We start from the raw sequence: 13,578 nt of genomic DNA, 5'->3' as shown, positions 1-13,578 counted from the left end.
AATTAATATTTATTAACAAAAGTGATCACGTTACATGGCGCCTGCTATAGTTTCCGAAGAGGTCTAATAGTCTCCTTACCCCATCAGCTTAATAATAGCGCAATATTTTTGACAGTGGCTAGCCATTGCATGATGACTTTTTTGTTTTGCGAGTCCTACCACACTTAGCAATGTATTCTTGGTAAACACTGAAAATTTTCGGCAATACACTTTGCAAATTTATGCCCTGTCTCTGTCGATAACGATGAAAAACCTGCATGCTACCTGAGTTCTAAGGCACAGTAGAGGAGTGCATGTAAATGACTTATCAACCAGTGATTTATCAACAACGTGGCTTTACTCTTATTGAACTGATGGTTGCTGTCGCTATCATTGCTGTTCTCAGCAGCATAGGGATCCCATCCTATCAACGCTATGTCCAAAAAGCCGCGCTCACAGACATGTTACAAGCAATCATTTCCTATAAAACGGCTATTGAGCTTTGTTTCTTCGAAAAGAATTCGGTAGCCGGATGTAATACCGGTGTTAACGGTATTCCTGCTGCACAAACAACACGTTATGTAAAGACCATAGAAATCACTCGAGGTATTATTACATTATCGGGCCAGCAATTACTTGATGGGCTTACTATCGTTATGACACCGACGAAAAATAGTAGCGATGGATTAAGCTGGGCTCGTACCTGTACAAGCACAAGTACATCTATCGTGGATAGCTGTAAAGCTGTTTTCCGTTTTCTTTAAAATAACAAGGCTATTTTAAAGTGATAGATTATCTGATGACTCCCTGCGGGATAATCAGCGCAGAGTTACATTCACTTTGTGAACGTTATAAAGCTATCGCGCTGACTATTGACAAAAAAACGCTAACTATTGCCATGGCTAATAACGCCAATGATGAATTGTTAACGGCGCTACGCTTTGCTTGTGGACGTAAAATCAAAGTGGAACACTGGCCAGAAGCGAAAATTGAGCAAACTCTTCGTCAATGGCTCCCACGAGGTCAAGTAAGAGCTTCAGAGTCCTCTGTTGATGCCACTTATTTTTCTGACACCGCAGAAAAGTTACCACCAGAGACCGAACCATTAGTGTTGAAAAGTCATATATCGCCGCGTGATTTTTCTACCGATGAAGAAACCTCTCTGAATAAAGAAAGTGATACTCCTGTTATTCAGTTTATTAACCAGACACTACGTATCGCTATTCAAAAAAGGGCTTCTGATATCCATTTTGAACCTTATCAGCATCATTATCGTGTTCGTTTGCGTATTGATGGTGTGTTGCAAGAGACAAATTCTCCCACAGATGAATTAATCCCCCGCATTAGCGCCTGTTTGAAAGTCATGGCTCAACTAAATATTGCAGAAAGACGGCTACCACAAGACGGCCAATTTGCATTACAAATGGATAATTTGCGTTATTCGATGCGTATTGCCATATTACCAACCCAATACGGTGAAAAAATCGTACTACGCATTCTTCACTCCCAACAGCAACCTGATTTAGAACAGCTAGGGATGACAAATGATGCACGCGAAAAATTGATACAGGTATTGTCTTCGCCTCAGGGACTCATATTGGTAACGGGACCAACAGGTAGCGGTAAAACAGTTACCCTGTACAGTAGCCTATTACAACTTGATCACGAACAAAAAAACATCTGTAGCGTTGAAGATCCCGTTGAGATCCCTGTTGAAGGCATAAATCAAAGTCAGACTAATAATAGGATCGGCTTAGATTTTTCACGTATTCTACGAACCTTACTGCGTCAGGATCCCGATGTCATCATGATTGGTGAAATTCGTGACAATGAAACCGCAGAGATTGCAGTAAAAGCGGCTCAAACGGGTCATCTGGTATTATCTACCCTACACACTAACTCTACTGCTGATACTTTGACACGGCTCATGCAAATGGATGTGCCAGGTTATCTGCTTGCATCCTGCCTGAAATTAGTCATTGCACAACGTCTAGTACGCCGTCTCTGTTTACGTTGCAAACAACCGGCAGCGCCAATGTATTACCCTGCCAATATCTGGCCGACGCCACTAGATAATTGGCTAGCTATAGGATGTGAGCATTGTTGTGCCGGCTACTATGGCCGTATTGGTGTGTATGAAATGCTAACTGTTACCCGAGAGATCAGACAAGCTCTGGTTCAACAATTTGATCCCTCTCAATTAGCAGAAATCGCACAACAGCAAGGGAATATCACTTTACTAACAGCAGGATTAACATTGGTTGATCAAGGGATCACTACCATTAAGGAAATTAATCGTGTTGTAGATATTTTGCCGCAATGGAGACCAATAAATGAATTCCCGTCGCTTATATAGATGGCAGGCGATTAATAAAAATGGATATTTGCAAGAGGATATCTTTTTAGCGACAGAAAAAACGGCTGTCTACGAACATATCATCAAACATGGTTTACAACCCATCAGTATAAAATCAGGTAAACGTATTGCCGATAGCTATTGGCAAGGAGAGCATCTAACAACTATCACTCGCCAATTAGCCACCCTTTTGCAATCAAGTTTACCCTTAGTAAATAGCCTACAGCTTTTAGCCAAAGAAGCTGAAGCCCCCGCTTGGCGTTGCTTGTTACATGAAATAAGTCAAAAAGTTATCCAAGGGCTGTCATTTTCTGAGGCTATTGGCCATTACCCACAAATCTTTCCCGCGTTATATTGTCAACTGATCGCTGTAGGAGAACTGACGGGTAATTTAGATCAATGTTGCTCACGATTGGCAGAGCAGCAGGAACAGCAGCAGCAGTTACAAAAAAAAGTCTCTAAAGCATTGAGATATCCTCTATTTGTTTGCGTTATCACCTTATTGGTCAGTATTGTTATGCTGGTGATAGTATTACCGCAATTCGCAGAAATCTATCAATCATTTGCAGCCCCCTTACCTTTACTGACCCGTGGGCTGCTTTTTTTATCCGACATGCTAATAGGTTACGGGTTATATGTGATTTTACTATTGACCGTCATGGGCGTGGGCTACTGCCGTAAATTGAGAAAAATCCCACATTGGCGACAACGAGAGCAAGCTTGCTTATTACGCTTACCCTTTTTCTCCGCATTGATCCGTGGTAACTGCTTAGGTCAAATATTTCAGACACTGGCTATGACTCAGATCTCGGGTTTAACACTGGCCGCAGGTCTACAAGCGGCGGCATTATCGGTGAATAATTTTTTTTATCAGCAAGCGATCTACGGGATTTATCAACAGATCGTTCAAGGAACCCCGCTACACCATGCTTTATCCCAATATAATTTATATTCCTCTCGTCCATTATTCCCACCGTTATGCCAACAATTGATCCGTGTTGGAGAGGAATCGGGTTCTTTAGACTTGCTATTAGAAAAACTCGCCTATTGGCACCAACAACAAACTCAAGAATTAGCTGATAGCCTGACCCAGATGCTGGAGCCAATATTGATGCTAGTCGTCGGTACCATTGTCGGCGTGTTAGTTATTGCTATGTACTTACCTATATTTCAATTGGGCAATATTATGGAATAAATCTGTTACCGAAGTATTTTGCTAGTCAAATTCACACCACGCAGCAGGTTATACAAGAGGTCTAATTGTAAATTCTACAATGAATTTATGGGTTCAATTATATTATTCAAACAGACGGTTGAGGCCATTGAGTGCAGCCACACGGTAGGCTTCTGCCATAGTCGGATAATTGAAAGTAGTATTAACGAAATATTCGATAGTATTATTTTCTCCTTTTTGTTCCATAATAGCCTGTCCAATATGAATAATTTCGGCAGCCCGCTCGCCAAAGCAGTGAATACCGAGAATTTGCTTATTCTCTCTATGAAATAATATCTTTAAACTTCCAACGTCCATACCGACAATTTGTGCTCTGGCGAGATGCTTAAACTGTGCACACCCCACTTCGTAAGGTATTTTATCTTCCGTAAGCTGTTGCTCAGTCTGACCAACGGAACTAATTTCAGGAATAGTGTAAATTCCTGTTGGAATGTTTTTGATCAAACGAGCTTTGGCTTCACCACAAATCAATACCTGTGCGGCAATACGTCCTTGGTCGTAAGCCGCCGATGCTAAACTTGGATAACCAATCACATCACCCACAGCACATATATGAGAAAGGGCCGTTTGGCACATACTGTTAACTTTAAGTAAACCTCGGCTATCCGCTTTTAAACCGATATTTTCCAACCCTAGATCATCGGTATTCCCAGTACGACCATTGGCGTAGAGTAAACAATCCGCTTTCATTTTTTTGCCGGATTTTAAATGAACGATCACGCTATCTGCAGTACCTTCTATTTTTTCAAATTCTTCGTTATAACGCACTACCACACCATTACTTGAAAAATGGCAGGAAAGGGCCTTTGACACTTCCTGATCGAGAAAAGCGAGTAAATGACTGCGAGTGTTGATCAAATCTACTTTGACATTTAATCCGCGGAAGATAGAAGCATATTCACAGCCGATCACCCCAGCACCGTAGATAATGATGTTGCTTGGCTTGTGCTCAAGTTTCAGGATAGTATCACTGTCGTAAATACGTGAATGCGTAAAATCAACGTCTACGGGATGATAAGGTCGCGACCCTGTCGCGATCACAATATTCTTGGCGCAAAGAATTTCAGAAGTGCCCTCGGAGCTTACCCTTAGCGTATTTGCATCGATGAAGCTAGCATTACCAAAGAAAATCTGACAACCATTACGATCATAAAAGCTCTGACGCATACGAACTTGTTGTTCAATGACTCGTTCAGCATGACGCAAAATATGAGAGAAGGAGGATGATGTGATGGTACGTAGATTATCGTTGTACAACGGATTCTGGTTGAATTCGATAATACGGCTAACCGCGTGACGTAACGCTTTAGAAGGAATGGTCCCCCAATGGGTACATCCACCGCCGACATTGTGGTAACGTTCAATAACGGCGACACGAGCGCCTTGTTTAGCTAGCCCCATTGCGGCACTCTCACCGCCAGGACCCGAACCAATAACGATGGCATCAAAATGGGAATGCTGTTGCATGTGGCAAAAACCTATTTTCAGACAAGATTGCCGCCCGATGCTAACACTATCTTATTTATAACCCAACTATCTATTGGCTTTTTCACTATGATCTTTTTTGCGAAGTATACTTACGAGCACCGCACAACGCAGAGTTCATTAGATTTCTTGCAAAACCTACTACGTACTGCAAATTCTGCGTTATCTATAGACGTACTGCTGGAGTAACACAATAAGTGCAACCAGCCCCAATAATGTAGGTTTCACAACAGATCTGGCCATATAATGGTGATTCACACTACAATCAACGGTTTCATCAGAGATCTATTAAAAAATTGGATATATTTGGATACGATTATGGGGGTTCGGGCACAACAAAAAGAACGTACTCGTCGTTCTCTTATCGAAGCGGCGTTCAATCAACTGAAAGCTGAACGCAGTTTTTCCAGCCTCAGCTTGAGAGAAGTCTCCCGTGAAGCAGGCATTGCGCCAACTTCTTTTTATCGACATTTCCGTGATGTTAATGAGCTTGGATTAACCATGGTCGATGAAAGCGGTTTAATGCTGCGACAGCTTATGCGTCAGGCACGCCAGCGCATCGCCAAGGGCGGCAGTGTTATTCGTACATCTGTGACCACATTTATGGAATTTATTGGCGAGAATCCAAATGCGTTTCGTTTGTTACTGCGTGAACGCTCAGGTACATCGGCAGAGTTTCGGGCTGCAGTAGCACGCGAAATTCAACATTTTATTGCTGAATTAGCGGATTATTTAGAACTAAAAAATAATATGCCACGTAGTTTTACCGATGCACAGGCCGAAGCAATGGTAACTATTGTATTCAGTGCCGGTGCGGAAGCGCTCGATATTGATATTGCACAACGCAAGAAGTTAGAAGAAAGTTTGGTATTACAATTACGAATGATCTCCAAAGGGGTTTATTACTGGTATCATCGTGAGACAATAAAATAGACTTCCTTCATAGTCTACTGTGCGGTGTGAATTCGGCGTGAAATCAAGGTACACAAGTGAATGATCAAACATATTTTTCCAGTAAAACTCCACATTCCATATGGCAGCTATAGGGAAATTGGTCAAATAACGCTAATCTTTTGATTTTATGACTGTATTTTAACTGTCCGAGGTTAGCACACAAGGTGATTGGATTGCATGAAATATAAAGGATACGTGGGTAAGCACGCACCATATCGAGCATGTTATTATCCAATCCACTACGTGGCGGATCGACAAAAATGGTTTCACAACGATAACTATTTAGAGCAATAGATTGCAAACGATTAAATTTTCTCACTCCCTGTAAGGCCTGGATAAGTTCTTCTGCCGACATACGAATAATTTTTACGTTATCGACATTATTAGCCACAATATTAAATTGCGCAGCGGCAACTGAAGGTTTTGCTATCTCTGTGGCTAATATCCGATCAAAATTACGCGCCAGTGCCAACGAAAAATTTCCATTACCACAATAAAGCTCAAGCAAATCACCCTGAACATTTTTTGTTATTTCTATAACCCATTGTAACATATGAATATTTACTGCCGCATTGGGTTGAGTAAAACTGTTTTCTACTTGCCGATAAATAATATCACGCCCAGCAACAGGTAATATTTCATCAACATAATCTTGATCCAGAAGAATTTTAGTCTTGGCAGCACGCCCAATAAGGTGCAAATCAAATCCCTGTGACCGTAGCTGATCACGCAAAATGCTCGCATGCTGCTGCCATTCTTCATCTAATGGGCGGTGATAAAGCAAAGAAGCAATAATTTTATTACTGCGTGTCGACAGATAATCAATCTGAAATAGTTTATATCGTAAAACAGGCTTATCTTTGATGGCAGCGATCAACGCACGCATCAGGAGGTTGATTAACTGGCTAGCAGCTGGAAATTGTTCAATACGGATATGCTGTTTCGTTCCTGGCACAAACATGATGTGATAGAGCTGATCTCCATCATGCCATACCCGGAACTCTGCTCTCATGCGGTAATATTTTGCTGGGGAGCTAAATATCTCTGCTTCAGGTGCTTGGAACGGGGCCATCATGCTCTTGAGGCAAGCCACTTTTTCTGCCAATTGATGAAGGTAACTCCCACTAGGCAAGGTATTGAAGATCATCAAGGTCCCTCGGCTGGCTATTGATATTTATTCGCTCAAAAGGCAAGTACCGCTCGACCTCTAACAACGGCTTCGCTGTCCATGGTAGGATCGTTCACCTATTTGATAAAAATTACGAGACGGTTTATGGCGACCACACTCCAGAACGCGAACATTTTTTCACTGGAAGCTATAACTTCTAAGGCTAACCCGGCCCCCCACTACCGCCGACTGTGCTAATTCTTGATTCAGGAGTCGGCGGCCTGTCAGTATACCAGCACATCCAAAGATTACTGCCGGATCTTCATTATATTTACACTTTTGATAATTTTGCCTTCCCTTATGGCGAAAAATCAGAAGAATTTATTGTGGCACGCGTATTGAAGATTGTTACAGCAGTGCACCAGCGCCATGCATTGGCACTGGCGGTCATCGCCTGTAATACTGCTAGTACCGTTTCTCTGCCTACCCTACGCACACACTTTTCTTTTCCTATAGTCGGTGTAGTTCCTGCCATAAAACCCGCCGCATGGCTCACTCATAACAAGGTAATTGGCTTACTGGCGACTCGGGCAACGATCACTTGTTCTTATACACAGGATTTGATTAAACGCTTTGCTAGTGGTTGTCAGATTGAACAGCTATGGTCCTCCGAGTTGGTTAAACTGGCAGAAGCAAAATTACATGGCACCAGGGTATCTATCGATATGTTAAAGGAGATTTTAACCCCTTGGATTAATATGCGAAAACCACCTGATACCCTGGTACTCGGCTGCACACATTTTCCTCTGCTAATAGAAGAATTGACACAAATTCTACCACAAGGTACCCAAATGGTAGATTCAGGTGCAGCGATAGCACGTCGTACATCTTTACTGCTTTCACCCCTGAGCAATAGGGTATCCGCTGAGGAAAATATTGCTTATTGCCTCGTTAAAAACACTGACACTGATCTTTTATTACCTGTTTTACAGCAATATGGTTTTACCACAGTGAAAACATTACCCATTTAACAACATGATAAATAAACAACGAACAGAGCATTGGCTTAATACTTTTCCAGTTAGGTACCATTCTGGTGGTATTTTGGTCTGTCTCGTCTTTCTGAGAAATTTAGCGTTGACAGTATGATCACAGCTGGATATGATGCGCACCGTTCACATCATTCCCCTGTAGTTCAGTTGGTAGAACACCGGACTGTTAATCCGTATGTCACTGGTTCGAGTCCAGTCAGGGGAGCCAAATACGATATTAGCCAGTATTAGTGGCTGACTGTAGTGATAAAGAAGCCCGCATTCTAACTAGGTTTGCGGGTTTTTTATTGCCTGTTCTCTTCCAGTATGGCATGGCTATATTCTGTTTTTTAGGGACTAGATTTGGGACTCTATTTTTTAGTCCCCCAAATAGGTAGTTCCAGAGTCCTATTAATGGTGATTAATATGGTAATACAAATAAAATCCCTGACCAATGATAAAAGCAGTAAGGCAGAACGATTGGTAAAATTAGATCATACAACCGATTCGCTTGATGCTAGTGACAAATAGAAAACTATTAGGCAACTGATTTAGTGTTTTTAATGGCGATGGCTATATGTTAACTGTCCCTAGATAAAAAACAGTCTTTTACTGGCTTGTAGAATTTGTTACTTCTATACCCATCGCCATTAAAACCACTGGAAAATTTGCTCAACTAGATTAAAAATAAGGTCATGAAAATAAACTCACTGACAGCCTCTCAAAAACAAGATTTGGAACGCCTTCATCGTTACGAACACGATGGCCGTGTTCGAGATCGAATCAAAGCCGTGTTGTTGAAAAATGAAGGCTGGAATAACAAAGCGATTGCCCAAGCATTACGTATTCATGAAGAAACAGTGAGGCAACCTGTAACAGATTGGCTTTCAGACGAAAAATTAAAGCCTGAAAATGGCGGCTCGTATAGTAAGTTGAGCGTGCATGAATCTTTATTGCTTGAAAAACACATTGAAAGCACGACTTATAGCCGTGTCATCGATATCTGTGCTTATGTGGAAACCCAATTTGGCGTCTGTTACACCGTATCTGGCATGACAAAATGGCTGAAAGCGCATTGTTTTAGCTATAAGCAGCCCAAAGCGATGCTGGTTAAAGTGGATGTTGCTCAGCAAGAAGCGTTTATCGCGTCTTATTTCACTTTGCTAGAGAGTGCTCTTAAGAATGAACCGATTGTTTTTATGGATTCAGCCCCTCCAACGATGGCCACCAAAGTGGTCTGCGGTTGGATAAGGAAAGGCAAAGATAAGCCGCTGGTCAAAACAGGGGCAAAAACACGGGTTAATGTCATGGGAGCCATTGAATTGAGCACCATGAAGGTGGTCAGTGCCCGTCCTGAGCAGGTGAATTCAGAAACCACCGTCGCTTTTTTTGAGCAGCTCAAAGCTGCTTATCCTGATGCACAAAAGATACACATTATTTTAGATAATTCTGGCTATCATTGCCGTCAGCGAGTCAAAGACGCCGCATTAGAGAAGGCTATCGTACTCCATTATTTACCCCCTTATAGCCCTAATCTTAATCCCATCGAGCGATTATGGAAGGTCATGAACGAGCGTGTCAGAAACAACCGATTTTTCTCTTCAGCCAAAGAGTTTCGTGGGCTATAGCCGAATTTTTTGATAATACATTGGCAAAAATTGCTCCCTTTCTCAGGGGCAGAATTAACGATAATTTCCAAACCATCTAATCCAGACCTTCAAGTTGAATGAGTATATAACAATTTATTCAGGATCTCTCGCTAAGGTTAAAGAAAGAAAAATCAAGCGAAAGAATGCGGTTTATAAGGAGCACAATAAGATGTCGGAGCCGATTTCTAATAGTACGGCTACTCTCGTGACTACTAGCGTAACCATTGCTGATGTATTATCACGGGCGGATGCAAATGTACTGATCGCTGCATTAGCAGGAGCAGTAATTTTTGTTCTATCGGCAATAGAATTTACATTGTTCAAAAGAATCATGTTGTTTGCGGTATCTTTTTTTACGGGTATTGTTACAGCTGGTTTTGTTTCTGAGATGCTCGCCACGATTGTACCCACACAGATAGAAGTTAAAGCGCCTATCGGCGCTCTACTTGCTTCAACAATCTCCGTCCGTTTTTTGATGTCGATTAACAATAACCTTACTTTTTTTATAAACCGTTTTGACAAGCGAGGTGGTGAAGATGTTAAGTAAATATGTAATTATTGTTAATGCAATCGCATGTTTGGTGACTGCGGGCGCTTGTTCTCATATCAACGCCAAGGCGCCGCCTATCGCCCGTGGGCTGGATTTTATGCGTATATTCTGATTGTTGCCAGTGGATCTGTAACAATCCGCGTTCTAATGGGTGATTACACGACTGCTGACTGGTCAGAAACCTTAATCAACATCACAGTATGTATTGCTGTTGTCGCTGCGCGTGGAAATATCATGCGTTTAGCACGACCTGCAAAAGATAATCTGTAGTTACGTTACATTAACATCAATAAACCAGTTTCCTAATAGCCCTCCATCATATTTTCAATCGGCTAGAAGAAAATAATAAAGTCGAAAGAGGGCGCAGAGATGAAAGAAATAGAAATGACCAATGCAGATCGCTTGTTACTATATATCATATTCTAATGTTGCGCTTTCATCACTAATTGTTATGGTGACCGTTGAGTCAATGATAAGAAAGCGCATATCTGAAATATGTCCATTAGGAAAAAAATCTTAGAAATTGTATATTTCTTTACATTTTCTGCAATAACTTCATAAGCTCTTTAGTTATATTGTGATTTACCTCCACCTATATTTTCATCCCACCGACAACAATACCTCGTATTTTACTTAACGCACCAGAAAATTCTAATCTTTGCATGTATCGGTCTATCTTGTAATAGAAATCCTCTCCGACCTCTTCTATAAATAGAATGGCATCTTTATAAGAAAAATTGTATTTTGTTCCAACGAGCGCTGCTACTACAGTTAAATTCCCCCAATCAATTTTCCCTTATATTCGCCTGTTTGGTTGAGTGAATTATTATCAATTGAATAATTAATTTTTTTTCGGCCAATATTTTAAAAATATTTTCATAAGATATCGGAGTTGATTCAGGCACTCTGATAATATCTTGTCCATGTATGTTCCAGCATAAGAATAGTAGTGATTATATTTATCAAGGGTATTAGATCCAAGTTTAACAATATAGCCTTTGCCTTTAATCATATTAATTGCCATATTTAAAAATAAATAATTTTCATCCTTTACCGCACCAGCAGGAGACAAAATTGCAATTTTACTACCTTCTTTTAAAGGCTTAGGCCAATTTGGATTATTTGATATCATTGTATTGCCGCATTTCAATCATTTGTTTTCGCATCATAAATTTTTGCACTTTTCCTGTAACGGTCATTGGCATTTTATCGACAAAACGTACGATTTTTGGAATTTTGTAGCTGGCGATCTTTTCTTGGCAGAACATAATAATCTCCTCTGCGGTCGCTTGTTCACCCAAGCGTAACACCACCCATGCACAGACCGCTTCACCATATTTTTTATCGGGTATACCAAAAACCTGTGCTAACTCAATTTTGGGGTGCCGGAATAGAATATCTTCAACTTCACGTGGATATATGTTCTCTCCACCACGAATCAGCATGTCTGTCAGCCTACCGACAATGCTGCAATATCCATCGATGTCAATTGTAGCAAGATCACCCGAGTGCATCCATCCATCTATAATTGCCTTATTTGTTGCTTTTTCATCAGCCCAATACCCCCTCATCACTGAATATCCACGGGTACATAGCTCCCCGATTTCAGTAAGTGGTACAATTTTACCTTCCTTATTGACGATCTTTACTTCCAGATGCGGATGAATACGCCCGACAGTAGTAGTGAGCTTATCGATAGGATCCGCAATGTCGCTTTGGAATGAAAGTGGGCTGGTTTCTGTCATGCCGTAAGCAATCGTGATCTGGTTCATATGCATCTTGCTAACGATGCGCTTTATCGTTTCAACTGAAAAGATTGCACCTGCCATGATCCCAGTTCGCAGGTGGCCCAGATCATATCTATCAAAATGTGGATGTCCAAGTTCGGTGATAAACATCGTTGGTACGCCGTGCACCGCGCTGCAACGCTCCTCACTGATGGCAGAAAGTGTAGCCTCTGCGTCAAAGATTTCACCAGGAAACACCATAGTTGCTCCCGTAGAAACACAGACCAACACGGAAAGTACCATACCCATGCAGTGATACAGAGGCAAGGGAATACAAAGCGAGTCGGTTTCCTTCAGATTTATCGCCAGTGCTGAATAGCGAGCATTGTTGACGATGTTGTGATGTGTCAGAGTCGCCCCTTTGGGATGACCTGTTGTTCCACTGGTAAACTGAATATTGATGGGATCCTGTGCTGCTAACCGAGCTTCTACTTCATTCAGTTGGCTGATATCCAACGATTCTCGACCTTGTGCCATCACGTCTTGGAATCTAAACATTCCTGGTGTTACCTGCCCGCCCATTCTGATTACAACACGTAAATGTGGTAAACGAGCCACGCTTAAAGCGCCAGGCTGTGAATCGATTAGTTCCGGTGCTAAAGATTGGAGTATTTTCGACGCCTTGGCATGGGGTGACAAGATCAAAACCTTACAGTCGACTTTATTCAGGGCATACTCAAGTTCTAATTCAAGGTATGCTTGATTGATATTCACTAGAATTGCACCAATTCGTGCTGTTGCAAACTGTGTCAGTAACCATTCAAAGCGATTTGCAGACCAAATACCAACACGGTCTTTAATATTCACTCCTAACCCTAGTAATCCGCTTGCGAGTATGTCGACTTGTTCGGCGAATTGACGCCATGTCCAGCGAATATTCTGTTCTCGAAAAATAATGGCAGGATGATCGGAAAATTTTGAAACTGTCTCGTCAAGAAAACGCCAAATAGTGGCGTCACTCAAGGGAATATTGGTCGAACCACGCACATAAGAAAGGCCATCTAATGGAGCAGTTCGTTTATCACTTTGTATAAATTGAGTTATCATTGGTTGGCTTCCTTTTTTCACTTCTGACCGACTTAAGTTCTGCTAAGTCATCGGCTATTTGCTTGCCAATTAATTAAACTTCTTACAAAACCGTCACGAGTGCTGCGAAGTCAAGGCGCCTGGAGCGCAGCAACCGCTGTGTAATATATCCACCTGATGGAAAATATTGTTTATAACTTGTTCGAAATCTCTTGTGATCGCCGTATTTTGGTCAAGTAATTCGTCAAAAACACGCTCAAAATGCTCATTGATTCCCTTTTTGTTGTATACAAAGAGTAAACCGCGCTTTTTTGCCCATTTTTTCCTCTTCTGAGCACAGCGAAAAAGATTTGGAACAGATTCTTAGAGACAGGACTCTTTGCCTATACGAACAAGAAGCACAAATCATAGCGTAAAAA

Annotated in this window: 11 protein-coding genes, 1 tRNA gene and 2 pseudogenes; 9 read left to right on the top strand and 5 right to left on the bottom strand. The window is 41.5% G+C overall.

Going from position 1 to position 13,578, the window contains the following annotated elements:
* Nucleotides 1–299 precede the first annotated feature (299 nt).
* The 3 genes from ppdD to hofC are packed head-to-tail and all read left to right on the top strand — an operon-like array spanning nt 300 to nt 3,530.
* Nucleotides 300–743 (top strand): prepilin peptidase-dependent pilin, encoded by a 444-nt coding sequence (gene ppdD / locus CCS41_RS11490; RefSeq protein WP_072551084.1) that lies wholly within the window; start codon nt 300–302, stop codon nt 741–743.
* 35 nt (nt 744–778) lie between these two features.
* Nucleotides 779–2,335 (top strand): type II secretion system protein GspE, encoded by a 1,557-nt coding sequence (gene gspE / locus CCS41_RS11485; protein WP_072551089.1) that lies wholly within the window; start codon nt 779–781, stop codon nt 2,333–2,335.
* Complete coding sequence (gene hofC / locus CCS41_RS11480; protein ID WP_072551085.1) at nt 2,313–3,530, top strand: protein transport protein HofC; 1,218 nt, start codon at nt 2,313–2,315, stop codon at nt 3,528–3,530. The genes gspE and hofC overlap by 23 nt, the downstream gene beginning before the upstream one ends.
* A gap of 102 nt (nt 3,531–3,632) precedes the next feature.
* Here the strand turns inward: hofC and sthA are convergent, their stop codons facing one another.
* Nucleotides 3,633–5,036 carry a Si-specific NAD(P)(+) transhydrogenase gene (sthA, locus tag CCS41_RS11475; protein WP_072551086.1) on the bottom strand — a complete coding sequence of 468 codons (1,404 nt, stop codon included), beginning with the start codon at nt 5,034–5,036 and terminating at the stop codon, nt 3,633–3,635.
* A 336-nt stretch (nt 5,037–5,372) separates the two neighbouring features.
* Here sthA and fabR point away from each other — a divergent pair, with 336 nt between their 5' ends.
* Nucleotides 5,373–5,987, top strand: coding sequence for an HTH-type transcriptional repressor FabR (gene fabR, locus CCS41_RS11465; RefSeq protein ID WP_072551090.1), 615 nt, complete (start codon nt 5,373–5,375; stop codon nt 5,985–5,987).
* A 64-nt stretch (nt 5,988–6,051) separates the two neighbouring features.
* On the opposite strand, the gene trmA is transcribed toward fabR, so the two are convergent.
* On the bottom strand, nt 6,052–7,155 hold the full coding sequence (gene trmA, locus CCS41_RS11460; RefSeq protein WP_072551087.1) for a tRNA (uridine(54)-C5)-methyltransferase TrmA: 1,104 nt from the start codon (nt 7,153–7,155) through the stop codon (nt 6,052–6,054).
* A gap of 126 nt (nt 7,156–7,281) precedes the next feature.
* Between trmA and murI the strand changes: the two are divergent.
* The 5 genes and pseudogenes from murI to CCS41_RS11435 all read left to right on the top strand — a co-directional run bounded on the left by murI (nt 7,282) and on the right by CCS41_RS11435 (nt 10,616).
* Nucleotides 7,282–8,147: pseudogene (gene murI / locus CCS41_RS11455) on the top strand (glutamate racemase).
* A 153-nt stretch (nt 8,148–8,300) separates the two neighbouring features.
* Nucleotides 8,301–8,376 (top strand) — tRNA-Asn (locus CCS41_RS11450).
* 466 nt (nt 8,377–8,842) lie between these two features.
* Nucleotides 8,843–9,855, top strand: a pseudogene (locus CCS41_RS11445) (IS630 family transposase).
* A 110-nt stretch (nt 9,856–9,965) separates the two neighbouring features.
* Entirely contained in the window at nt 9,966–10,343 is a 378-nt protein-coding gene (locus tag CCS41_RS11440; protein WP_072551004.1) for a putative holin, read from the top strand.
* 27 nt (nt 10,344–10,370) lie between these two features.
* Nucleotides 10,371–10,616, top strand: a complete 246-nt coding sequence (locus tag CCS41_RS11435) for a phage holin family protein (RefSeq protein ID WP_240313753.1) — start codon at nt 10,371–10,373, stop codon at nt 10,614–10,616.
* Between the two features lie 322 nt (nt 10,617–10,938).
* On the opposite strand, the gene CCS41_RS17785 is transcribed toward CCS41_RS11435, so the two are convergent.
* Genes CCS41_RS17785 through CCS41_RS11420 form a run of 3 tightly spaced genes read right to left on the bottom strand, consistent with a single transcriptional unit; the run spans nt 10,939 to nt 13,180 of the window.
* Entirely contained in the window at nt 10,939–11,136 is a 198-nt protein-coding gene (locus tag CCS41_RS17785; protein WP_083429661.1) for a hypothetical protein, read from the bottom strand.
* 51 nt (nt 11,137–11,187) lie between these two features.
* The gene (locus CCS41_RS11425; protein ID WP_072551006.1) at nt 11,188–11,478 is read right to left on the bottom strand and encodes a hypothetical protein; all 291 of its coding nucleotides are present in this window, start codon (nt 11,476–11,478) and stop codon (nt 11,188–11,190) included.
* Complete coding sequence (locus CCS41_RS11420) at nt 11,465–13,180, bottom strand: AMP-binding protein (RefSeq protein WP_119797581.1); 1,716 nt, start codon at nt 13,178–13,180, stop codon at nt 11,465–11,467. The genes CCS41_RS11425 and CCS41_RS11420 overlap by 14 nt, the downstream gene beginning before the upstream one ends.
* Between the last annotated feature and the right edge of the window lie 398 nt (nt 13,181–13,578).

The sequence above is a fragment of the Candidatus Fukatsuia symbiotica genome (assembly GCF_003122425.1).
Lineage (GTDB): Bacteria > Pseudomonadota > Gammaproteobacteria > Enterobacterales > Enterobacteriaceae > Fukatsuia > Fukatsuia symbiotica.
This window is presented reverse-complemented; position numbering and strand designations above follow the sequence as displayed.

Bases quoted from the DNA above. Each gene is read 5' to 3' on its own strand.
- ppdD (WP_072551084.1), top strand. From the start codon at position 300: ATGACTTATCAACCAGTGATTTATCAACAACGTGGCTTTACTCTTATT.
- gspE (WP_072551089.1), top strand. From the start codon at position 779: ATGACTCCCTGCGGGATAATCAGCGCAGAGTTACATTCACTTTGTGAA.
- hofC (WP_072551085.1), top strand. From the start codon at position 2,313: ATGAATTCCCGTCGCTTATATAGATGGCAGGCGATTAATAAAAATGGA.
- sthA (WP_072551086.1), bottom strand. From the start codon at position 5,036: ATGCAACAGCATTCCCATTTTGATGCCATCGTTATTGGTTCGGGTCCT.
- fabR (WP_072551090.1), top strand. From the start codon at position 5,373: ATGGGGGTTCGGGCACAACAAAAAGAACGTACTCGTCGTTCTCTTATC.
- trmA (WP_072551087.1), bottom strand. From the start codon at position 7,155: ATGATCTTCAATACCTTGCCTAGTGGGAGTTACCTTCATCAATTGGCA.
- CCS41_RS11440 (WP_072551004.1), top strand. From the start codon at position 9,966: ATGTCGGAGCCGATTTCTAATAGTACGGCTACTCTCGTGACTACTAGC.
- CCS41_RS11435 (WP_240313753.1), top strand. From the start codon at position 10,371: ATGTTTGGTGACTGCGGGCGCTTGTTCTCATATCAACGCCAAGGCGCC.
- CCS41_RS11425 (WP_072551006.1), bottom strand. From the start codon at position 11,478: ATGATATCAAATAATCCAAATTGGCCTAAGCCTTTAAAAGAAGGTAGT.
- CCS41_RS11420 (WP_119797581.1), bottom strand. From the start codon at position 13,180: ATGATAACTCAATTTATACAAAGTGATAAACGAACTGCTCCATTAGAT.